Source organism: Methylobacterium sp. E-065, from assembly GCF_022829605.1.
Taxonomy (GTDB): domain Bacteria; phylum Pseudomonadota; class Alphaproteobacteria; order Rhizobiales; family Beijerinckiaceae; genus Methylobacterium.
Genome location: NZ_JAKSYD010000074.1, coordinates 100,908 through 122,937, shown reverse-complemented (window position 1 = coordinate 122,937; position 22,030 = coordinate 100,908). Strand labels below are relative to the sequence as shown.

General features: G+C 67.5%; 19 protein-coding genes and 2 tRNA genes. 13 read left to right on the top strand and 8 right to left on the bottom strand.

Annotation, left to right across the window (positions count from 1 at the left end; all coding sequences use genetic code 11):
* Window positions 1-414: 414 nt before the first annotated feature.
* Complete coding sequence (locus MKK84_RS07570; RefSeq protein ID WP_243918236.1) at window positions 415-1,296, top strand: DMT family transporter; 882 nt, start codon at window positions 415-417, stop codon at window positions 1,294-1,296.
* Here the strand turns inward: MKK84_RS07570 and MKK84_RS07565 are convergent.
* Window positions 1,293-1,721 carry a cupin domain-containing protein gene (locus tag MKK84_RS07565; RefSeq protein WP_243918234.1) on the bottom strand — a complete coding sequence of 143 codons (429 nt, stop codon included), beginning with the start codon at window positions 1,719-1,721 and terminating at the stop codon, window positions 1,293-1,295. The two genes, MKK84_RS07570 and MKK84_RS07565, sit on opposite strands and share 4 nt — an antisense overlap.
* A gap of 84 nt (window positions 1,722-1,805) precedes the next feature.
* Here MKK84_RS07565 and MKK84_RS07560 point away from each other — a divergent pair, with 84 nt between their 5' ends.
* Window positions 1,806-2,429: a ribonuclease D gene (locus MKK84_RS07560; protein ID WP_243918232.1), complete on the top strand. Its 624-nt coding sequence runs from the start codon at window positions 1,806-1,808 to the stop codon at window positions 2,427-2,429.
* Between the two features lie 25 nt (window positions 2,430-2,454).
* Here the strand turns inward: MKK84_RS07560 and MKK84_RS07555 are convergent, their stop codons facing one another.
* Together MKK84_RS07555 and glnA are read right to left on the bottom strand one after the other, a co-directional pair.
* Complete coding sequence (locus MKK84_RS07555) at window positions 2,455-3,093, bottom strand: VOC family protein (protein ID WP_243918230.1); 639 nt, start codon at window positions 3,091-3,093, stop codon at window positions 2,455-2,457.
* A 139-nt stretch (window positions 3,094-3,232) separates the two neighbouring features.
* Window positions 3,233-4,642, bottom strand: coding sequence for a type I glutamate--ammonia ligase (gene glnA / locus MKK84_RS07550; RefSeq protein WP_243918229.1), 1,410 nt, complete (start codon window positions 4,640-4,642; stop codon window positions 3,233-3,235).
* A 337-nt stretch (window positions 4,643-4,979) separates the two neighbouring features.
* Between glnA and MKK84_RS07545 the strand changes: the two genes are divergently transcribed.
* Window positions 4,980-6,014, top strand: coding sequence for a glutamine synthetase beta-grasp domain-containing protein (locus MKK84_RS07545; protein ID WP_243918226.1), 1,035 nt, complete (start codon window positions 4,980-4,982; stop codon window positions 6,012-6,014).
* Window positions 6,015-6,179: 165 nt separating this feature from the next.
* Here the strand turns inward: MKK84_RS07545 and MKK84_RS07540 are convergent, their stop codons facing one another.
* Window positions 6,180-6,359, bottom strand: coding sequence for a DUF2735 domain-containing protein (locus tag MKK84_RS07540; protein ID WP_243918217.1), 180 nt, complete (start codon window positions 6,357-6,359; stop codon window positions 6,180-6,182).
* A 172-nt stretch (window positions 6,360-6,531) separates the two neighbouring features.
* On the bottom strand, window positions 6,532-6,870 hold the full coding sequence (locus MKK84_RS07535) for a P-II family nitrogen regulator (protein WP_003600526.1): 339 nt from the start codon (window positions 6,868-6,870) through the stop codon (window positions 6,532-6,534).
* A 193-nt stretch (window positions 6,871-7,063) separates the two neighbouring features.
* On the opposite strand from MKK84_RS07535, the gene MKK84_RS07530 reads away from it, so the two are divergent.
* Window positions 7,064-8,575 (top strand): NAD(P)H-hydrate dehydratase, encoded by a 1,512-nt coding sequence (locus MKK84_RS07530; protein ID WP_243918215.1) that lies wholly within the window; start codon window positions 7,064-7,066, stop codon window positions 8,573-8,575.
* Between the two features lie 16 nt (window positions 8,576-8,591).
* Here MKK84_RS07530 and MKK84_RS07525 read toward each other — a convergent pair whose 3' ends face one another.
* A complete protein-coding gene (locus MKK84_RS07525) occupies window positions 8,592-10,076 on the bottom strand; it encodes a multicopper oxidase family protein (RefSeq protein ID WP_243918213.1) in 1,485 nt (494 codons plus the stop codon).
* A 147-nt stretch (window positions 10,077-10,223) separates the two neighbouring features.
* Here MKK84_RS07525 and MKK84_RS07520 point away from each other — a divergent pair.
* From MKK84_RS07520 to MKK84_RS07485, 9 genes are all read left to right on the top strand, one after another.
* Window positions 10,224-10,308: transfer RNA gene (locus tag MKK84_RS07520), tRNA-Leu, on the top strand.
* A 133-nt stretch (window positions 10,309-10,441) separates the two neighbouring features.
* Window positions 10,442-11,878, top strand: a complete 1,437-nt coding sequence (tig, locus tag MKK84_RS07515; RefSeq protein WP_243918211.1) for a trigger factor — start codon at window positions 10,442-10,444, stop codon at window positions 11,876-11,878.
* A gap of 125 nt (window positions 11,879-12,003) precedes the next feature.
* Complete coding sequence (locus MKK84_RS07510) at window positions 12,004-12,630, top strand: ATP-dependent Clp protease proteolytic subunit (RefSeq protein ID WP_243918202.1); 627 nt, start codon at window positions 12,004-12,006, stop codon at window positions 12,628-12,630.
* Between the two features lie 185 nt (window positions 12,631-12,815).
* Window positions 12,816-14,087: an ATP-dependent Clp protease ATP-binding subunit ClpX gene (clpX, locus tag MKK84_RS07505; RefSeq protein WP_243918200.1), complete on the top strand. Its 1,272-nt coding sequence runs from the start codon at window positions 12,816-12,818 to the stop codon at window positions 14,085-14,087.
* Window positions 14,088-14,335: 248 nt separating this feature from the next.
* Window positions 14,336-16,762 (top strand): endopeptidase La, encoded by a 2,427-nt coding sequence (lon, locus tag MKK84_RS07500; RefSeq protein ID WP_243918198.1) that lies wholly within the window; start codon window positions 14,336-14,338, stop codon window positions 16,760-16,762.
* Between the two features lie 72 nt (window positions 16,763-16,834).
* The gene (locus MKK84_RS07495) at window positions 16,835-17,560 is read left to right on the top strand and encodes an aspartate/glutamate racemase family protein (RefSeq protein ID WP_243918196.1); all 726 of its coding nucleotides are present in this window, start codon (window positions 16,835-16,837) and stop codon (window positions 17,558-17,560) included.
* Window positions 17,561-17,618: 58 nt separating this feature from the next.
* A tRNA-Val gene (locus MKK84_RS07490) sits at window positions 17,619-17,694 on the top strand.
* A 609-nt stretch (window positions 17,695-18,303) separates the two neighbouring features.
* The gene (locus tag MKK84_RS35400; RefSeq protein ID WP_279599402.1) at window positions 18,304-18,432 is read left to right on the top strand and encodes a hypothetical protein; all 129 of its coding nucleotides are present in this window, start codon (window positions 18,304-18,306) and stop codon (window positions 18,430-18,432) included.
* Window positions 18,433-18,886: 454 nt separating this feature from the next.
* Window positions 18,887-19,174, top strand: coding sequence for a hypothetical protein (locus MKK84_RS07485; protein WP_243918195.1), 288 nt, complete (start codon window positions 18,887-18,889; stop codon window positions 19,172-19,174).
* 277 nt (window positions 19,175-19,451) lie between these two features.
* Here MKK84_RS07485 and MKK84_RS07480 read toward each other — a convergent pair whose 3' ends face one another.
* Window positions 19,452-20,609: a glycosyltransferase family 4 protein gene (locus tag MKK84_RS07480; RefSeq protein ID WP_243918193.1), complete on the bottom strand. Its 1,158-nt coding sequence runs from the start codon at window positions 20,607-20,609 to the stop codon at window positions 19,452-19,454.
* Window positions 20,610-20,790: 181 nt separating this feature from the next.
* Window positions 20,791-21,906, bottom strand: coding sequence for a glycosyltransferase (locus tag MKK84_RS07475; RefSeq protein WP_243918191.1), 1,116 nt, complete (start codon window positions 21,904-21,906; stop codon window positions 20,791-20,793).
* Window positions 21,907-22,030 lie beyond the last annotated feature (124 nt).

Below are 22,030 nucleotides of genomic sequence, written 5' to 3'. Positions count from 1 at the left end.
GTCTCGCCCGATCGCCCCGCTTCGGAGGCCACCATGACGCTCGCCCTGATCATCGCCGGCATCCTCGTCGTCAACGTCCTGATGGCCGGTTTTTTCTCCCTGGTGGCGCTGTGGGCCGACTGAGCCGCGCTGGCGGCCACCACAAGAAGGCCGTCCTGAGCGGGTCCTACAATACGCCCGTGATGCCAACCTGCCCGCACAGCTGGTGGGGCAGGCGGAGGATGGCGCCGTCCCCGGTCACGACCGGCTCGATCGCTCGATGATCGCAGCCGCAATCCTCCCGCGGGCCGGAGTGCCCCAGGGACGAGGCGATCAGGCCGAGCCAAGCCCGCTTGACCCGCGGTCTCGCCGACTCAGAGCCCCGCATGGTAGCGGCCGGTCATGAGTGGATCCGCGCCGATATCGTCCCGCCCGATGAGCCGCTCCGCCGCGACTCTGGCGGGCTTTGGCGCGATCGCGCTCTGGTCGCTCCTCGCCCTGTTCACGGCGGCGTCGGGCGCCGTGCCCCCGTTCCAGCTCGCCGCCATGACGTTCCTGCTCGGCGGCTTGTGCGGCTGTGCCGTCTGGATCGCGCGTCCGGCCCGCGCCCGCGCCCTGCTCCAGCCATGGCCGGTCTGGCTGCTCGGGGTCGGCGGCCTGTTCGGCTATCACGCCCTCTACTTCAGCGCCCTGCGCCTCGCGCCGCCGGCCGAGGCCGGGCTGATCAACTATCTCTGGCCGCTGCTGATCGTGCTGTTCTCCGCCCGCCTGCCGGGATCCGAGGGGCTGCGTCCGGGCCACCTCGCCGGTGCGCTCCTGGGTCTCGCCGGCGTCGCGGCCCTGTTCACCGGGCGGGGCGATCTCGACTTCCCCGCCGGGGCGCTGCCGGGCTACGCGGCCTCCTTCGCGGCGGCCTTCGTATGGGCCGGCTATTCGGTTCTCTCGGCCCGGGTCGGACAGGTGCCGACCGACGCGGTCGCGGGTTTCTGCCTCGCGACGGCCGCGCTCAGCCTCGTCTGCCACCTCGCCTTCGAGACGACGGTCTGGCCGGCCGACGCGATCCAGTGGGGTGCGGTCCTGCTGCTCGGCCTGGGACCGGTCGGGGCTGCTTTCTATCTCTGGGATATCGGCTGCAAGCGCGGCGACGTCCGGCTGCTCGGCGTCACGGCCTACGCGGCGCCGGTTCTCTCGACGCTGATCCTCGTGGTCACGGGCTATGCCAGCCCCGGGCCGGCCCTTGCGCTCGCCTGCCTGCTGATTGTGGCTGGCGCGCTGACGGCGGTGCGGGCTTCGCGGGCGGCACCGAAACAGGTCTAACTCCGCGGCGTCGGCCGCCAATCCGGCGGCGCCATCTCGAACCCCGAAAAGTCGAAGCCCGGTGAGACCGTGCAGCCGACGAGCGTCCAGGCGCCAAGGCTGGTGGCGGTCTGCCAATGGCCCGCCGGCACCACGCATTGCGGGCGCTGGCCGGCGGCGAGATCCGGTCCGAGATGCCGAGCTTCGGCATCGTGCCCGTTCGGGCTCGTAGTGATCACCAGCGGCGCGCCGGCGTGCCAATGCCAGATCTCGGTGGCGTCGACCCGGTGCCACGTCGAGACCTCGCCGAGGTCGAGCAGGAAGTAGATCGCCGTGCCGACCGAGCGGCCGCCGACGGTGCGCGGATCGCGAAAGGTCTCGCGGTAGTGGCCGCCCTCGGGATGGGGTTTGAGCCCCAGGGTCGCGATCACCTCGGCTGCCGTCATATCTGTCTCCCCGCCGCTGACCCCATTCGCTTGCCGCCACTTGGCACCGATGCTACCGGCCGAAAACCCTCAAGGTCCGAAAAGATGCCGAGCCCGACCGTACGCCTTCACCGCGGCGACCTGCCCGCCAATTACGATGCAGGCCGGGCGGTGGCCATCGACACCGAGACGCTCGGCCTCAACCCCCACCGCGACCGGCTCTGCGTGGTGCAGATCTCCACCGGCGACGGCACGGCCGACGTGGTGCAGGTCCCGCAGGGCGGCCTGGAGCCCGTGGTGCTCAAGCGCGTCCTGGCGGATCCGGGTGTGCTGAAGATCTTCCACTTCGCGCGGTTCGACGTCGCGGTGCTCTACAAGGCCCTCGGCGTGATGCCGCAGCCGGTCTACTGTACCAAGATCGCCTCGAAGCTCGCCCGCACCTATACCGACCGCCACGGGCTCAAGGACGTGGTGCGCGAACTCGTTGGCGTCGACCTGTCGAAGCAGCAGCAATCCTCCGACTGGGGCGCCGAGACCCTGTCGCAGGCGCAGCTCGATTACGCGGCGTCCGACGTGCTCCATCTCCACGCCGCCCGCGATCGGCTCGACGCGATGCTCGCCCGCGAAGGCCGCACCGATCTCGCCGCCGCCTGCTTCGCCTTCTTGCCGACCCGCGCGCGCCTCGACCTCGAAGGCTGGCCCGAGGTGGACATCTTTTCGCACAGTTGAGAAGCCGTGCCGGACTACCGGACGGTCAGGTCAGCGTCCGGAAGCCGGATGGCGTCGTGATCCGGGCGGTCCAGCGCGGGCCGTCGCCCCGTACGATCTCCGGAGGCTCCACGAGCCCGAGCGCTGTATGAAGCTCTCGCGCAGCGTCCGGATCCGGATGCGTCAGGATCAGCGCATCGAGCCGGGCCCCGAAATCCGGCATCGTCCGAGCGGGGTTGCTGCTGAGTCCCCAATCCATTACGTGCGGCGCGGCGCCATCCGCCGGCCAAGCCCCGTCCGGTCGCACGCCGAAACGCCACGACAGGGCGCCGCGGGTCATCGTGGCGGCTTGTCCCAGCAAGTTGCCCTGGGCGGCGAGCACGCCGACGAGATCGTCTGTGCGGGCGACGAAGCCCCGCAGCCGCCGGCCTGCTTCCCAGTCCGCCCGCACGCGTGCCGGGCCGCTCAGGCCGAACCAGCGGGCGCGGGATGGGGTGGGCGCCTCGGAATCGACGGCAATCACCTCCAGGAAAACCGCATCGCCGAGACGTAGCAGATGGTTGCGGGTGCCCATCTCGCGATGGCGCCCGCCTTCCGGCATCGACAGACCAAGGCTGTCGCGGACATGCGCCACGCCCTCCGCGAGATCCGGCGCGACGATGACGAGATGGTCGAGGGTGAGCATGCGGCCATCCTCTGAACGGGTTGCTGCCCCGACCCGCGGGTAATCGATTGGCGCGAAGCCCAAACAAAAGGCCGGAGCTCCTAAAAGGCCCCGGCCCATGACAACGTCAGGCCGGGCGTCGCGCCCGGCTCCTCATATCTTACAGCGAGTAGTACTGGACGAACTCGATCGGGTGCGGGGTCATCTCGTAGCGCAGCACCTCGGCCATCTTCAGCTCAATGAACGAGTCGATCTGGTCATCCGAGAACACGCCGCCCTCCTTGAGGAAGGCCCGGTCCTTGTCGAGGCTGGTCAGGGCCTCGCGCAGGGAGCCGCACACGGTCGGGATCTTTTTCAGCTCCCGCGGGGGCAGCTCGTAGAGATCCTTGTCCATGGCCGGGCCCGGGTCGATCTTGTTGCGGATGCCGTCGAGTCCGGCCATCAGCAGCGCCGAGAAGGCGAGGTAGGGGTTCGCCATCGGGTCGGGGAAGCGGACCTCGACGCGCTTGGCCTTCGGGCTTTTGGTCCACGGGATGCGGCAGGACGCCGAGCGGTTGCGGGCCGAGTAGGCGAGCAGCACCGGTGCCTCGTAGCCCGGCACCAGACGCTTGTACGAGTTGGTCGACGGATTGGTGAAGGCGTTGAGCGCCTTGGCGTGGCGGATGATGCCGCCGATGTACCAGAGGCATTCTTGGCTGAGGCCGGCATACTTGTCGCCGGCGAAGACCGGCTGGCCGTCCTTCCAGATCGACTGGTGGACGTGCATGCCCGAGCCGTTGTCGCCGTAGACGGGCTTGGGCATGAAGGTCGCCGACTTGCCGTAGCTCTGCGCGACGTTGTGGATGCAGTACTTGTAGATCTGCATGTGGTCGGCGAGCAGGGTCAGGGTGTCGAACTTCATGCCGAGCTCGTGCTGGGCGCTCGCCACCTCGTGGTGATGCTTCTCGACCTTCACGCCCATCGACTGCATGGCGGCCAGCATCTCGCCGCGCATGTCCTGCGCCGAATCCTGCGGCGGGACCGGGAAGTAGCCGCCCTTGGTCTGCACCCGGTGGCCGAGGTTGCCGCCCTCGTAATCGGTGAAGCCGTTGGTCGGCAGCTCGGTCGAGTCGAGCTCGAAGCCGGTGCGGTACGGGTCGGCGGCGAACTTCACGTCGTCGAACACGAAGAACTCGGCCTCGGGGCCGACATAGATCGTGTCGCCGATGCCGGTCTGCTGCAGGTAGGCCTCGGCGCGCTTGGCGGTGCCGCGCGGATCGCGGGAATAGGGCTCGCCGGTGGCCGGCTCCAGCACGTCGCAGACGATCGACAGGGTCGCGGCCGAGAAGAACGGGTCCAGGGTGGCGGTGGCCGGATCCGGCATGAGCAGCATGTCGGACTCGTTGATCGCCTTCCAGCCGGCGATCGAGGAGCCATCGAACATGGTGCCCTCGTCGAAGATCTCCTCATCGATGAGCGACACGTCGAACGTGACGTGCTGCCACTTGCCGCGCGGATCGGTGAACCGGAAGTCCACGTAGCGCACGTCGTTGTCCCGGATCGTCTTCAGCACCTCGGCCGCAGTGGTCATCGTGGGCATCCTCCAGGGATTGCTCGGAAACGCGCTCGCGACGCACCCGATCTCAGTCGGGCAGCACCAGCGAGCGGCGCTTGATATCCGTCACGGGCGCGTGTTGCCACCCGCAGGGCGCGGGAATCGGCGCGGTGGTGGGACGATCGGGCTCGATGGTGGCGCACTCTCGCGTCCGTGATCGCGAAAACCAACATCGAAGGCGGTACCCGCAGCGCGTGGTCGTCCGTTTGGCACGACCTATGCGTGCGCGACGGCGGCCGTCGGAGAGGCGGCAAGCCGTTCGCGTTGCCCAGGGGTACCCCGGTCGCGCATCGATACGGACGAGAGAACCGGAATGACCAAATACAAGCTCGAGTACATATGGCTCGACGGGTACACGCCGACCCCGAATCTCCGCGGTAAGACGCAGATCAAGGAATTCGACAGCTTCCCGACCCTCGAGCAGCTCCCGATGTGGGGCTTCGATGGCTCGTCCACGAAGCAGGCCGAGGGCGGCAGCTCCGACTGCATGCTCAAGCCCGTGCGCCACTTCCCTGATCCGGCCCGGAAGAACGGCGTGCTGGTGATGTGCGAAGTGATGATGCCGGATGGCACGACCCCGCACGCATCCAACAAGCGCGCCACCATCCTGGATGATGCCGGCGCCTGGTTTGGCTTCGAGCAGGAGTACTTCCTGTACAAGGACGGCCGCCCGCTCGGCTTCCCGACCTCGGGCTACCCGGCTCCGCAGGGCCCGTACTACACCGGCGTCGGTTATTCGAACGTCGGCGACGTCGCCCGCCAGATCGTCGAGGAGCACCTCGACCTTTGCCTGGATGCCGGCATCAACCACGAGGGCATCAACGCCGAGGTGGCCAAGGGGCAGTGGGAATTCCAGATTTTCGGCAAGGGCTCCAAGAAGGCCGCCGACGAGATGTGGATGGCCCGCTACCTGCTGCAGCGCCTTTGCGAGAAGTACGGCATCGACGTCGAGTACCACTGCAAGCCGCTCGGCGACACCGACTGGAACGGCTCGGGCATGCACTGCAACTTCTCGACCTCCTTTCTGCGCGAGCATGGCGGGAAGGCGTATTTCGAGAAGCTCATGGAGGCGTTCAAGAGCGCCCGTGAGGAGCACATCGCTGTCTACGGTCCGGACAACCACATGCGCCTGACCGGCAAGCACGAGACCGCCTCGATCCACGAGTTCACATACGGCGTGGCCGACCGCGGTGCCTCGATCCGCGTGCCGCACTCGTTCGTCAACAACGGCTACAAGGGATACTTGGAAGACCGCCGTCCGAACTCTCAGGGCGACCCCTACCAGATCGCCTCGCAGGTGCTGAAGACCGTCGCTTCCGTGCCGACCGAGGCCGCTGCAGCCGCGTAAGACGCGGAGCCCACCCTACCATCAACGAAGCCGGGCCCTCGGGTCCGGCTTCGCCGTTTTCGGACCCTGCAGAGGGACAGTTCGAAACCGATCGATCGAGGATGACGCCGAGCGCGCTCTGTGAGCCGACGGGACGCGTCACCTGCTGTGCCGGGAGCGGATGGCTCAGGATCGGCGCGGCCGCTCGTCCTCGCGGATCGCAGCATCATGATACCACGCGCCGCCTCCGAAGCTCGGCACAGCAGCCGGCTTGATCGCCGCGGTCACCCGCGGTAACGCCCGGGCGCGGCGGAAAGCGGTCAGATCGTAGATCTTGGCCGTCTCGCGTAGGTCCATATCGGCCATTGCACATCCTCCTGCACGGAATTCAAGCGACCGATCGTGCCGGCCGTTCCCGAGGATGTGGGGTGCCGGAGGCTGCGCTCCAGGGCGAAGCGCGCCGATGCCGGACATTCGCGCAGTGTGCATTCTTAGGCAGATCGGGAGCGGCGGCTACGGATGTGCGCGCCGGTCGCCGTCAGATCGCGTCGGTCCCGGTCTCACCGGTGCGGATGCGGATCGCTTCCTCGATGGTCGACACGAAGATCTTGCCGTCGCCGATCCGACCGGTCTGGGCCGACTTGCGGATCGCTTCCACGGCGCCCTCGACCAGCGCGTCAGACAGCACGATCTCGAGCTTCACCTTCGGAAGGAAGTCGACCACGTATTCGGCGCCCCGATAGAGCTCCGTGTGGCCCTTCTGGCGGCCGAAACCCTTCGCCTCGATGACGGTGATGCCCTGGAGGCCGACCTCCTGGAGCGCCTCCTTCACCTCGTCGAGCTTGAAAGGCTTGATGATCGCTTCGATCTTCTTCATGCCGCCCGGGCCCGCGCTACGATGCGGAGTATTTCTAACATCCCCGTGACGGGTTCGCCATGCCGATTTGACGGCGTGTCCAACCAGAATGCCCGATCTCTGTGCGACTCTTGCACATCATGCGGGCGTTTCCTGGTTTTCTGGCGCGCTTTTCGCCAAGTCTGGTCGGCTCACGGGCAAACAGGAGGCCAACATGCGGTTGCTGACGGTTGCGGCCATGAGACAGGTCGATGCCGCGGCTATCGCCGGCGGGATCCCGGGGCGCACGCTCATGGAGGCGGCCGGCGCCGCGGTGGCGGCCCGGGCCCGGGCTCGGTTGCCGGCGGGCGGGTGCGCCCTCGTCCTGTGCGGACCCGGCAACAACGGCGGCGACGGCTTCGTGGCCGCGCGCCTCCTGGCCGAGGACGGCTACGCGGTCGATCTGCGGCTGCTTGGCGATCGCGGAACGCTGACGGGCGATGCCGCCCTGGCGGCTAATGCCTGGACCGGGCCGGTCGGACCGATCGTTTCCGGGGAACTCCCGCCCTGCGATCTCGTGATCGACGCGCTGTTCGGTGCGGGTCTGTCGCGGGACCTCGACGGGGATGCCCGCGCGCTGGTCGAGGCCGTGAACGCCAGCGGACATCCCATCCTTGCCGTCGACATTCCGAGCGGCATCGACGGCGATACCGGGGCCGTCCGCGGTGCGGCGATCCGGGCGACCGAGACCGTGACGTTCGTGACACTCAAGCCGGGCCACCTGCTGCAGCCGGGGCGAAGCCTCTGCGGTCGATTGAGCGTCGCCGATATCGGCACTGGACCGGCGGCCCTGGAGGCGGGTCTGGCCGCCTGCGGGGCGCCGCTCGACCGGAACGGCCCCGACCTGTGGGCGACGGCGTTTCCGCGGCTCACCGGAGCCAGCCACAAATATACCCGTGGCCACGCCCTGGTGCTGTCGGGCCCCGCCACGAAGACCGGCGCCGCGCGGCTGGCCGCACGGGGCGCCCTGCGGATCGGGGCCGGCCTCGTCACGATCGCCTCACCGGCCGGCGCGCTGGCCGAGAACGCCGCCCACCTCACGGCGATCATGCTGCGTCCCTGCGAGATCGCCGACGACCTCGATGACCTGCTCACCGACGAGCGCCTCAACGTGGTGCTGGCGGGGCCCGGTCTCGGCGCCGGCGAGCCGACCCGGGAACGCGTCGCGGTGGCGGCCTCTGCGGGACGCGGCCTCGTCCTCGATGCCGACGCGCTGACGAGCTTTTCTGGTCAGGCGCGGCTCCTTGCCGCGCATCTGGAGGACGGTGCGGCGCGGGCCGTGCTGACGCCGCATGCCGGCGAGTTCGCGCGGCTGTTCGACGGCACGCCAGCCATGGCCGAGGGGGCCGACAAGGTCGCCCGGGCCCGCGCCGCGGCATCCCTCACCGGCGCCGTCGTGGTCTACAAAGGTGCCGATACCGTCATCGCCAGCCCGGATGGGCGGGCGGCGATCAACGATCATGGCAGCCCCTATCTCGGGACCGCAGGGTCGGGCGATGTCCTGGCTGGACTGATCGCCGGCCTGATGGCGCAGGGCATGGAGCCGTTCGAGGCCGCCGCCGCCGCCGTCTGGCTCCACGGGGATGCCGGCCTGCGTCACGGGCCGGGGCTGATCGCCGAGGACATTCCGGAGCTGATGCCGGCGGTGCTGAACGATCTCGAAGTTGCGGCTGGTTCGGCGGATTGATCGCGAAGAACCTGCGCTACGTGACTTCGAAGCACGTCCAGAGGCCGGTGTCGAACCGCTCCAGCACGGTGGCGCTGATCAGCCAGCGGCCGGGATTGTCGGCCAGGAAGCCGATCCGGGCGGTGCGGCCCTCCAGCAACTGGAACGTGTCGAGCCAGTAGGGCTCCCAACCGTCATCCAGGGGGTGCAGCAGGCGGAAGCAGTGCCCGTGCAGGTGGAGCGCCTGCGGAAAGGCGGTCTCGTTGCGCAGGGCCAGCACCACGACCTGGCCGCGCTTCACCGTAAAGATCGGCGGAAGGCCGGTGGTGCCGCTGATCCCGTTCACAGACCAGATCTTCTGCGGGTCGCCGGTATAGACCGGATCGGGGGCGGCCCCGTCCTTCTTGTCTTTCGGCACGAAGGCACCGCCGGTGATCAGCACGTCGCGGCGCAGGGCGTTCTGAAGCTTGACCTCGGCCGGCAGCCGCTTGTTCTCGCCGATCGGTCCGATCGGCGGCCGCTTCTCGGTGATCCGGGGGCCCTTCGTGGTGACGCTCGCCAGCGTCAGGCCCTTGCCGATCAGCGCCTGGATCTCGCAGGTGGCGCCCTCATTGTCCGGCAAGTCGACCATCAGGTCGTAGCGGGTGCCGGGCGGGAAGGGCAGGGTGGCCCGCAGCGGCTCGAACGTGTCGGTCGGCTGCCCGTCGACCGCCGCCACATAGACCTTCACGCCCTCGAACTTGATGCGCGTCGCCCGGGCGTTGCAGGCATTGCCCAGCCGCAGGCGGACCCGGGCGCCGGGGCGCGCCTCGAAGGTATCGGGCACCGGTTTGCCGTTGACCGTGACGAGGTTGCCGAGCCGCCCGTTGCTCGCGGCGAGCGGCACCTGCCCGAACGGCATCAGCGTGCCGTCGTCCTGGAGCCGCCAATCCTGCAGGATGACGGCGACATCCGCGTCGATCGCCGGCGGGTTCATCTCCTCGACGACCAACATGCCGGCGAGCCCGCGGCCCGAGGGCTCGCTCGCGCCGCCGACCACCAGGGGCCGGATCAGGAAGGAGCCGGCGTCGGGCGGCGTGAATGCGTAGAGGAAGTCGCCGCCGGGCGGGATCGGCGCCTGGGTCACGCCGCCGACGCCGTCCATGGCGTTGATGTTGCGCACCCCGTGCCAGTGCAGCGACAGGGGCTTGTCGGTCCGGTTCTCGACCTTCAACCGCACCGCCTGGCCGAGCTTCACCCGGATGGTCGGGGGCTGGGCCTTGCCGTCGAAGCACCAGATTGGCGTCTCCGGCGCGGGCTCCGGCCGGAACCGCGCCTTCCCGGGAGCCGCCGGCAGGGCAGGGGGCTCCGCCTGGGCCGCCGCAGGTGCGGCGGGCGCAGGTGCGGCGGGCGCAGGTGCAGGGGGCTGGGCTTGCCCCGGTTCGGGCGCGAGCCCGAAGGCGGCGGCAGCCGCCAGCAGGGTCCTTCGCGACGGGGCGCCGGCCTGCGAATCGGCTGGCGGCACGGGGCGGGATGGCGGCATGAAGTCTCGGCTGCTTCTCGCGACGGACCCGCTCCATAGCGGTGCGGCGGCCCGGGCGCCACAGCACAAGTTTTTTGCTGCGGCCCCGCCGGCCCATGCTATAGGGCCCGCTTCCGGCGGCCGGCGATGCGCCGGATGTCGGCGCGCGCGGGCGTGGCGGAACTGGTAGACGCGCTGGATTTAGGTTCCAGTGTCGCAAGACGTGGGGGTTCGAGCCCCTCCGCCCGCACCAGGGCCTTTCCTGAAGGTGTGGTCCCAGCGGGCCGCCCCGATCCCGTCACCCGACATCTCGGCATCCCGGTCCGCGCGAGCACGACGCCGGCCCGGTCGGCGAACCCAGGTTTTTTTGAAGAGCGACGACGACGATGCAGGTGACCGAGATCAACGCCCAAGGGACCGCCACCCATGGCCTGAAGCGCGAGTTTCAGGTTCATCTGGCCGCCCAGGAACTCGAGGAGCGCCTGACTACAGAGCTGTCCGGCATGAAGGACAAGGTGCAGCTGAAGGGCTTCCGCCCCGGCAAGGTGCCGGTCGCGCATCTGCGCAAGGTCTACGGCCGCTCCGTGATGGCCGAGGTGGTGCAGAACGCCGTCAACGAGGCCAACCGCAAGATCGTGACCGATAACGGGCTCAAGCTCGCGCTCGAGCCGCAGGTCGAGTTCCCGACCGATCAGGCCGAGGTCGAGAAGGCGCTCGACGCCAAGGGCGACCTCGCCTTCAAGGTGGCCCTCGAGGTGATGCCGAGCTTCGAGCTCGCCGATCTGTCCGACGTCAGCCTCACCAAGCAGGTCGCCAAGCCCTCCGACACGGAGGTCGACGAGGCGCTGGAGCGCATGGCCGGCCAGGGCCGTCCGTTCGCCGATCGGGATGAGGGCGCCGAGGCTCAGACCGGCGACCGTGCCACGATCGACTTCATCGGCCGGATCGACGGCGAGGAGTTCCAGGGCGGCAAGGGCGAGGGCATCGACCTGGAGCTCGGCTCGGGCTCGTTCATCCCGGGCTTCGAGGAGCAGCTGGTCGGCGCCAAGGTCGGCGACAAGCGCCTCGTGAAGGTGACCTTCCCGGCCGAGTACGGAGCCGAGCAGCTCGCCGGCAAGGATGCCGAGTTCGACGTGACCGTCACGAAGATCCAGGCGCCGGGCGAGGCCAAGGTCGACGACGAGTTCGCCAAGACCATGGGCATGGAGTCGCTGGAGAAGCTCCGTGAGGCCGTGTCCGAGGCGATCGGCCGGGACTACGAGACGGCCTCGCGCCGCCGCCTCAAGAAGGACCTCCTCGACGCGCTGGACACCAAGTACGCCTTCGAGCTGCCCCCCTCCCTGGTGGCGCAGGAATTCGCCGCCGTGTGGGCGCAGGTCGAGCAGGACCTCAAGACCCGGGGCAAGACCTTCGCGGACGAGGACACCACCGAGGAGAAGGCCCAGGCCGAATACCGCAAGATCGCGGAACGGCGCGTCCGTCTCGGTCTCGTGCTTGCGCAGGTCGGCGAGAGCGCCGATATCAAGGTCTCGGATGACGAGGTGAACCAGGCCCTCATCGCCCGGGTCCGGCAGTTCCCGGGCCAGGAGCAGCAGGTCTGGGACTTCTACCGGAAGAATGCGCAGGCGCTCGCGGAACTCCGCGCGCCCCTGTTCGAGGAAAAGGTGGTTGACCACGTCCTCGGGCAGGTCAAACTCGTCGAGGAGCCCGTCTCGAAAGAGGCGCTTTTCGCAGACGATGATGACGACGACACGACCGGCGACAAGCCGGCAGACGAGGCCGGGGCCAAGGTCGAATCCAAGACCGAGCCCAAGGCCGACTGAGACCCGCCCTGTCCGAGGACGGCGGGCAAGAATTAGGCGATGGTTAAGCATCGCCGGTGTTCGCTGACATGTCCGGGGCTGCCCTGATTCGCGGCGGTCCCGGGCCTCACTCTGGGCAGGACGAGATGAGAGATCCGATCGACGTCTACAACAACGCGCTCGTGCCGATGGTCGTCGAGCAATCGAGCCGCGGCGAGCGCGCCTTCGACATCTACTCCCGCCTGCTGCGCGAGCGGATCATCTTCCTGACCGGGCCCGTGGAGGATTACGGCGCTTCGCTGATCGTGGCGCAGCTCCTGTTCCTCGAGGCGGAGAATCCGAAGAAGGAAATTTCCTTCTACATCAATTCCCCCGGCGGCGTGGTCACCTCCGGCCTGTCGATCTACGACACGATGCAGTTCATCCGCTGCCCGGTGACGACGCTCTGTGTCGGCCAGGCCGCCTCGATGGGCTCGCTCCTGCTCACCGCCGGTGAGCCCGGCCATCGCTTCGCCCTGCCGAACGCCCGGATCATGGTCCACCAGCCGTCGGGCGGCTTCCAGGGTCAGGCGACCGACATCCTGATCCACGCCCGCGAGATCGAGGCGCTGAAGCGGCGCCTGAACGAGATCTACGTCAAGCACACCGGGCGTGAGTACGACGCCATCCACACCGCCTTGGAGCGCGACAACTTCATGACCGCCGACGCGGCCAAGGAGTTCGGGCTCATCGACGAGGTGATCGAGAAGCGCCCCGAGCCGGCGGCCGCCTGAGCGTAACGCGTTCCCCGAGAGCCGCGGCGCGGCCTTGATCCCGCCGCGGCAGCGTGTTTGCATCCGAGATTGGGCCCTTCGGTCAAAGACGCACAGCATACTGTTTCTTTAAACGGGCCCCCTACATTCATAAGTCGCGCGTTCGCCCCTAGCCGGCCGCGGACGCGAGGAATCCGGAGACCGATATGAGCAAGACTGGCGGCACCGACTCCAAGAGCACGCTGTATTGCTCGTTCTGCGGCAAGAGCCAGCACGAGGTCCGCAAGCTGATCGCCGGCCCGACGGTGTTCATCTGCGACGAATGCGTCGAGCTGTGCATGGACATCATCCGCGAGGAGTCGAAATCCTCGCTGGTGAAGAGCCGCGACGGCGTGCCGACCCCGAAGGAAATCCGCCGCGTCCTCGACGATTACGTCATCGGCCAGGACTTCGCCAAGAAGGTCCTCTCGGTCGCGGTCCATAACCACTACAAGCGGCTGGCCCACGCGACGAAGCACAACGACGTCGAGCTGGCCAAGTCCAACATCATGCTGATCGGGCCGACCGGTTCCGGCAAGACGCTGCTCGCGCAGACGCTCGCCCGGATCCTCGACGTGCCGTTCACCATGGCGGACGCCACGACCCTCACCGAGGCCGGCTATGTTGGTGAGGACGTCGAGAACATCATCCTCAAGCTGCTCCAGGCGTCGGACTACAACGTCGAGCGGGCGCAGCGCGGCATCGTCTACATCGACGAGATCGACAAGATCTCGCGCAAGTCCGACAACCCGTCGATCACCCGCGACGTGTCGGGCGAGGGCGTGCAGCAGGCGCTCCTGAAGATCATGGAGGGCACGGTCGCCTCCGTCCCGCCCCAGGGTGGCCGGAAGCACCCGCAGCAGGAGTTCCTGCAGGTCGACACCACCAACATCCTGTTCATCTGCGGCGGCGCCTTTGCGGGGCTGGAGCGGATCATCTCCCAGCGCGGCAAGGGGACCTCGATCGGCTTCGGCGCGACCGTGCAGGCCCCGGACGACCGCCGCACCGGCGAGATCTTCCGCTCGGTCGAGCCCGAGGATCTGCTGAAGTTCGGCCTCATCCCCGAGTTCGTCGGCCGTCTGCCGGTTCTGGCGACGCTCGAGGACCTCGACGAGGCCGCGCTGAAGAAGATCCTGCAGGAGCCGAAGAACGCCCTGGTCAAGCAGTACCAGCGGCTGTTCGAGATGGAGAACGTGGACCTGACCTTCCAGGACGACGCCCTGTCGCTGGTCGCCCGCAAGGCGATCGAGCGCAAGACCGGCGCCCGCGGCCTGCGCTCCATCCTGGAGACGATCCTGCTCGACACGATGTACGACCTGCCGGGCCTCGAGTCCGTGGAGCAGGTCGTGATCGGTCCCGAGGTGGTCGAAGGCAAGTCGCGCCCGCTCTACATCCATGGCGACCGCAACAAGGACGCACCCGCCAGCGTCAGTGCGTAAGCGCTTGGTAGGGTTGCATTAAGCGCCCGGCTCCGGCCGGGCGCGCTGTGGGGATAGCCTTGAAAACGCGCTCCCTCGCAGCCACTTCAGGCTCAGCGCGGTGGCCGCTCGCTCCTTCGAGGCGCGGTCCGCGTTACCAGCCGCAAAGTCCCAAAAAGCCCCGACCCTCGCGGCCCGGTCGGCCCCTGGCTGTAGGCGCGCTCCGTGCATGGAGGCGACGAAGCCGGGTGTCCTGAGAGGAAGTCAGCATGTCACAGTCGAAATCGCGCCAGCCGGTGGTCCCGGGTTCGACGGGCACCTACGCCGTTCTCCCCCTGCGCGACATCGTCGTCTTCCCGCATATGATCGTGCCCTTGTTCGTGGGCCGCGAGAAGTCGATCCGCGCCCTTGAGGAGGCCGTCCGCACCGATCGTCATATCCTGCTCGCCACCCAGATCAACGCGGGCGACGACGATCCGGCCACCGATGCGATCTACAAGATCGGCACCCTCGCTTCCGTGCTCCAGTTGCTGAAGCTGCCCGACGGCACCGTGAAGGTGCTGGTCGAGGGCGTCGGCCGCGCGAAGGTCACGGGCTTCACCCGCTCGGACGAGTATTACGAGGCGACCGCGGAAGCCCTGCACGACGAGCTCGGCGACAGCGTCGAGGCCGAGGCGCTCGCGCGCTCCGTGCTCTCGGAGTTCGAGAATTACGTCAAGCTGAACAAGAAGATCTCCCCCGAGGTCGTCTCCGCCGTGACCCAGATCGACGAGCCGTCCAAGCTCGCCGACACGATCGGCTCGCACCTGCTCGTCAAGATCTCCGACAAGCAGGGCATCCTCGAGACCCCCACAGTGGCGCAGCGCCTGGAGCGCGTGCTGTCGCTGATGGAGAGCGAGATCTCCGTGCTCCAGGTGGAGAAGCGCATCCGGACCCGCGTCAAGCGGCAGATGGAGAAGACCCAGCGCGAGTACTACCTGAACGAGCAGATGAAGGCGATCCAGAAGGAGCTGGGCGACTCCGAGGATGGCCGTGACGAACTGGCCGAGCTCGAAGAGAAGATCGAGAAGACCAAGTTCACCAAGGAGGCCCGCGACAAGGCCACCGCCGAGCTGAAGAAGCTCCGCCAGATGTCGCCGATGTCGGCCGAGGCGACCGTCGTGCGCAACTACCTCGATTGGATGCTCGGCATCCCGTGGGGCAAGCGCTCGAAGATCAAGAAGGACCTGCTCGGCGCCCAGGCGCTGCTCGACGATGACCATTTCGGTCTCGACAAGGTCAAGGAGCGGATCGTCGAGTACCTCGCGGTGCAGCAGCGCGCGAACAAGCTCACCGGCCCGATCCTGTGCCTCGTCGGTCCCCCCGGCGTCGGCAAGACCTCGCTCGGCAAGTCGATCGCCAAGGCGACGGGTCGCGAGTTCGTCCGTATGTCGCTCGGCGGCGTGCGCGACGAGGCCGAGATCCGCGGTCACCGCCGGACCTATATCGGTTCGATGCCCGGCAAGATCGTGCAGTCGATGCGCAAGGCCAAGACCTCGAACCCGCTCATCCTGCTCGACGAGATCGACAAGATGGGCATGGATTTCCGCGGCGATCCGTCGGCGGCGCTCCTCGAGGTGCTCGACCCTGAGCAGAACAGCACCTTCAACGACCACTACCTGGAGGTGGATTACGACCTCTCGAACGTGATGTTCGTGACCACGGCCAACACCCTCAACATCCCGGGACCGCTCATGGACCGGATGGAGGTGATCCGCATCGCCGGATACACCGAGGAGGAGAAGGTCGAGATCGCGCGCAAGCACCTGATCCCGAACGCCCTGAAGAAGCACGGCCTCGGGACGCATGAGTGGTCGATCGACGACGACGGCTTGATGATGCTGGTCCGCCGCTACACGCGGGAGGCCGGCGTCCGTAACCTGGAGCGCGAGCTGTCCAACCTGATCCGCAAGGCGGTGAAGGAGATCCTGATCACCAAGACCAAGGTGGTCGCGGTGACGGTCGAGACCCTGCAGGTCTTCCTCGGCCCGCCGAAGTTCCGCTACGGCGAGATCGATGCGGACGATCAGGTCGGCGTGGTGACGGGTCTGGCCTGGACCGAGGTTGGCGGCGAGTTGCTGACGATCGAGGGCGTCATGATGCCGGGCAAGGGCAAGATGACGGTCACCGGCAACCTGAAGGACGTGATGAAGGAGTCGATCTCGGCGGCGGCGAGCTACGTCCGCTCCCGGGCCATCGACTTCGGGATCGAGCCGCCGCTGTTCGACCGGCGCGACATCCACGTTCACGTTCCGGAGGGGGCGACCCCGAAGGACGGTCCGTCGGCCGGCATCGCCATGGCCACCGCGATCATCTCGACGCTGACCGGGATCCCGGTCCGCCGCGAGGTCGCGATGACCGGCGAGGTCACGCTCCGCGGTCGGATCCTGCCGATCGGTGGCCTGAAGGAGAAGCTGCTCGCGGCGCTCCGCGGTGGCATCAAGACGGTGCTGATCCCCGAGGAGAACGCCAAGGACATCGCCGAGGTGCCCGACAGCGTGAAGAACGGGCTTGAGATCATCCCGGTCGCGCGGATGGATCAGGTGCTGGAGAAGGCGCTGGTGCGCGTGCCGGTGGCGATCGAGTGGGAGGAGCCGCTGCCCGTGGCCAAGCCCGCCCGGACCGAGGAGGACGGTGCCACCTTCGTGGCCCACTGACCCTCTCAGCCTGACGTGTCAAGAAAGCCCCCGGGGATCGTCCCCGGGGGCTTTTTCGTGTGCGAGGGCCGGATGCGCATCCTGCTGATCAACCCGAACACCAGCGCGGCGATCACCGATCTGGTCGCCGGGCATGTCCGTGCTCAGCTCGGGGACCAGGCCGCATTGCGCGCCGTCACCGGGCGTTTCGGGGCCCGCTACATCGCGAGCCGCAGCGCCGCGGCCATCGCCGGCCATGCGGCCCTCGACGCCCTGGCCGAGCACGAGGCGGGGTGCGACGCCGTCTATCTCGCGTGCTTCGGCGATCCGGGCCTGTTCGCCCTGCGCGAGGTCGCCAGGGTCCCGGTGGTCGGCATGGCGGAGGCCGCCTGTCAGGAGGCTGTGGCACGGGGCTCGTTCGGGATCGTCACCGGCGGGGCCGCCTGGGAGCCGATGCTGCGGGAGTTCGTGGCCGCGCTGGGGCTCGCCGATCGGCTGGCCGCGATCCGCACCGTCGCCCCGAGTGGCGCCGCGATCGCCCGTGATCCGGACGCTGCTCTGGCCGGGCTGGCCGAGGCCTGTGAGTCCTGTGCGGAGGCTGGCGCCGCCACCGTGATCCTGGGGGGTGCAGGGCTCGCCGGCCTCGCGTCGCGCCTGGCATCGCGCGTTCCGTGCCCGTTGATCTGTTCGGTCGAGGCCGGAACCCGCTCTGTCCTGGCGGCAGCACGTGGGTCTGCGCAGCTGCGACAGGCTCCGACACCGGTCGAGACCACGGGCCTCACGCCGGCCCTGGCGGCACGGATGGCCGATCGCAGGTAGCGTCCGCGGGCAGCGGATCTTGCGCCTGACCGGCCGCATGCCGTAACGGTCGGTCACGGGGCGGTTAGCTCAGTTGGTAGAGCGTCTCCTTTACACGGAGAGGGTCGGGGGTTCGAGTCCCTCACCGCCCACCATGTTTCTCAGGGACTTAGAACGCGCGTCGGGCCTACGCGACCCCGCGCACGGCGCTGGCGCGGTTCAAGGTCGGCCCGGACTACCGCTTCGCAGCCGAGGCCGAGAGCCGCGCTTCGGCGACAGGACCGCGCGCCGCGCGTTGACGGTGCTGTCGGCCGCGCTCGGTTCCGCGCACACGGATCGCAAGCTGCTCGATCCGCTGCCGGACAGGACTCCGGCCTGGGACCGGTGGCTGACCCGCATGCAGGCCGCCCAATTGCGGCTCGCCGCGCTGGGCTTTCGGAAGGCGGCGGGTCTCGGCGAGGCGATCCCGCCCCACATCCGAGGGCACACTTTCGTGACCTCGGCCGTTATGGACGGGATGCCGTTCGACGGTGGCGAAGGCGCTCGGCACGACCGAGTGCGTGGTCGAGGGCGCCTCTGGGCGTCACGCGTCCGAGCACCTGCGCGGCGTCGTCGAGAACGTGTCCGGACGGCGCAGGTAGCCGGAAGGGATGAAGAGACGAAGAGTCATGCGTGATACCGAGGTCAGCATCAGGTTTTTTCTCGCAGGGAAGGAGTGTGGTGCCCGCTTCTGGCGGTAGGTCCCACGCCGAGGCGAGGAGGTCATGCTGGGCGGAAAGCATGAGGTCCGTGGCGCTTACCGGGTGACGCGCGTGGTGTGGGGCGTCGAAGGGCCGGACGAAGAACTCCTTGGCATCCAAGCGGTCAATATCGAGGTCGAGCCCGTCGGGTAGGATGGCGGCCATCCGGCGGACGGGCCCGGAACAGGTCTCCGGTTATTCTCCGGAAACGAAGGCTTTCTGGAGAACAGGATGACCTGCTACGGCGCTGTCGTGGAGGGACGACGCTCTATGACAGGAGAACACCAATCCTTTACACGGAACGGGTCGGAGGTCTGAGGCTCTCATCGCCCACCGACCAAGTCGTGGTTGCCTTCCAGACAGCCCGATTTTCGCAGCGGAGCATGACTCAAGCGAGAGATCATAGGATCGACGCTGCGATCGTAGCCGGCCGCGCAGTCGCGAACGCCAGGCCTTTGACCCTCCGGCTGGATCAAACCCTCGACGGCGCGACGGCGATCGGAAGGCGTCCTGCGGCCGATACACAGCTGGCCAACACGGCGACCCGGCCGGGCACACGCCGCTCGATCGTGAAGAAAGCTGTCGCCCTGGTCTCTCTGGCGCAGAGATGAGTAAGGCCGCCGCTTCTAAGGCAGAGCCACGGCACTGGTTTTACGACAACACGGGTCTGGTGGCGCTGCTCTGCCTCTTGTCGGTTGTGGCCATCTTCTGGCAGGTCAGTCGATTCGAAGGCTTCCAGCCGATCTTCACCTGCGGCGGCCCCGAGGGAGTCGATCGGGCGGTGCTTTCGTCCGGCATGCAGGCGTGCATGGCCGATGCCACGTCGCAGGCGGCGCAGTCGCGCTGCATGCACGTCGTCTACGTCCTTGCGTGCACGGACGAGAGATGGCGGTAATCGACGCTCACCAGCTTGAGGCAGCGATCGACGCCTTCGTCCGCGGCAGCCGCATCGACGCCCGCGCCACCGTCTCGCGTCGCCGCCGAGAGGCTCAAGACGGAGAGCGCGAGTCGACGCCACGGCGACGTCTGAAGACATGGCGGCTTCGAGGTGTTCGACGTGGAACACCGTCTTTGAGCGCTGCCCGCAGCTTCCGCGCGCGCTCTTTCCCCGGCGGGTGGAGCGACAACGGGATGCGACCCGAACCCCGGTTCGACCCGCTGAACAAGCCGTCTCACAAGCCGCTGAACACGCGATCCAAATCCTGAACCGATCGCTCGATCGAGAAGCGCGTCGCGACCGTGCTCCGCCCATCCGCCGCAAGGCGTGAGGCCATCGCGTGGTCGTTCAGGAGTGAGCGTAAAGCCTCTGCCAGCGCCACGCTGTCGCCCGGCGGATAGAGGAGGCCGGTCGTCCCGTGATCGATGATCTCGCCCACGCCGCCGCCCCGCGTGGCGATCACGGGGCGGCCCAACGCCATGCCCTCGACGATGACGCGTCCGAACGGTTCCGGATCGATCGACGTGTGCGCCACGATATCGACCGCCGCCATGAGGCGCGGGACATCCTTTCGGAAGCCCAGGAATTTGACCCGATCGGACAGGTGCTTCTGTTCGACCAGGGCCCGGATGCGATCGAAATAGGCGCTGTCCTGATAGGTCGCGTCACCGACCAAGAGGGCCTGCAGGCCGGGAATACGCTCCACCGCCTCGATCAGAACGTGCTGGCCCTTCCACGTGGCGATACGGCCGAACAGGCCGACCGTCGGCAGGTCCGGCAGACCAGCTTCCCGCAGGACCGAACCGCGATCCGTGCCCGCCGCGGTGGGGACAGCCGGCGTAAAATCGAAACCGTTGTAGACGACCGAAATCTTGTCGGCCTTGCCGCCGCATTCGATCAGGGCGTCCCGGGCGGCGAGGGAATTGGTCACCACGTGCGAGGTCATGTGGTTGGCGAAGAAGACCAGGGCCCGCCGCATCGTCGGCGAGAAACTGCTGTCCGTCACCAGATCGTGCAGGATCCAGACGAACGGCTTGCGCGCGAGGCGTGCGGCGAGACCGGCCAGGAACAGGGACTTCTGGCTGTTGGCGCAGACAACATCGACGCCGCGAAAAGCCCTGATCAGCCCGTTCACGACCGCGAAGATGCCGATCAGGGCCGAGACGACATTGCGAATGCTCGATCCGCGCTTCAGCTTCAGGATCTGAGCGCCGGCCTTCACGGTCCTGGCGTCCGATCCCGCAGCGATGAGATCCTGAACCAAAGGTCCGTCGTCGAGGAAGACGACCGGCCAATGGCGGCCGGTCTTCTTGGCATGGACGACGATATCTCGAAGAAAGAGTTCGGCGCCTCCGTAATGGGCAGCATGCGTGACGAACAGGATCTTCTTCATGGTGCGTTCCGAGCCATGACCGATAGGCGCGCGACGCCGATGGTGCGGGTGAAAGTCCAGGCTCCGACGTTTCCACCCGCCGGAGCGCTGAAGGGTGCGGTGCGAGCCGGGCGATCCATCAGGCAGCCGGACCTTTCCGAGCGCGCCCCAGCGAAACGAGATTCATTCGGCCACGCGCGCTCTACAGGTCGGGCCGGCTGACCGCCCCCGATCGCGCCATGGTCTGGTCGATGAACTGCGACATCTCGCGGGTGAAACGGTCCAGGCCGAACTCCGAGGCCCGGCGGGCGATCCGCTCCGGTTCGAAGGCGATCTGCCGGCTGCGCTCGACCGCGTCGATCAGGCAATCGACGGTCTGTTCATGGAAGAACGTACCGGTGATCGAATCCTGAACGGTTTCCGTTGCCCCGCCGCGGGCATACGCGATCACCGGGCGGCCGCTCGCCATCGCTTCGACCGGAACGATGCCGAAATCCTCTTCGCCCGGGAAGATCAGGGCCTGGCAGCGCGCGTAGTGATGCTGGAGGACCGAAAAGGGTTGCGGCCCGAGGATCTTCACCGTGGGACCCGCGAGGCTGCGCAGCTCACGCAGCATCTCGCCGCCGCCGATCACCACCAGGGGCTTCTGCAGCCGGTTGAACGCTTCGACGGCCAGTTCGGGGCGCTTGTAGCGGACGAGTTCGCCCACCATCAGGTAGAAATCGCCGATCTCCTGGTCGGGCACGATGGAGAACGCGGCCGTATCGACCGGCGGATAGACCACTGTGGCCTGTCGCCGATAATAGGTCTCGATGCGGCGGGCGACCGTGGCTGAGTTCGCCACGAATTCGTGGACCCGGTTGGCGGAAATCGCGTCCCAATTGCGGATGTAATGTGCCGCGGGCGGCATGACGAGCCGGTTGATGAACCCTGTGCGTTCCCTGTAATCGTGGAACATGTTCCAGACGTAGCGCATCGGGGAATGGCAATAGCAGATATGGGTCGAGGCGGAGGGCGGGATGATGCCCTTCGCGGGCCCTGACTCACTGCTGATCACGAGGTCGTAGCCGCGCAGGTCGAGCTGCTCCAGCGCCATGGGCATGAGCGGAAGGTACGACTTGTATTTCGCGACCGAGAACGGCAACCGGCCGATGAACGACGTCTTGATTTGGTGCGCCTTGATGGTCGGGGAGATCGCCGCCGGATCATAGACGTGCGTGAAGATATCGGCGTTCGGATACATGTTGCACAGGGCTTCCACGACCTTCTCGCCGCCGCGCATTCCCACCAGCCAGTAATGAACGATCGCAACTTTCATTCAGTTTGCCTCGGCCTGGAACGGACTGGTTTTTCGAGAGAGCTCGTGCGGCACCAATTTTCGTCGCGGTGGCGCGGGCTGTGCTGTGGTGGCCTTCGGCGCAGACTGCATTTTCGCAGGCGAG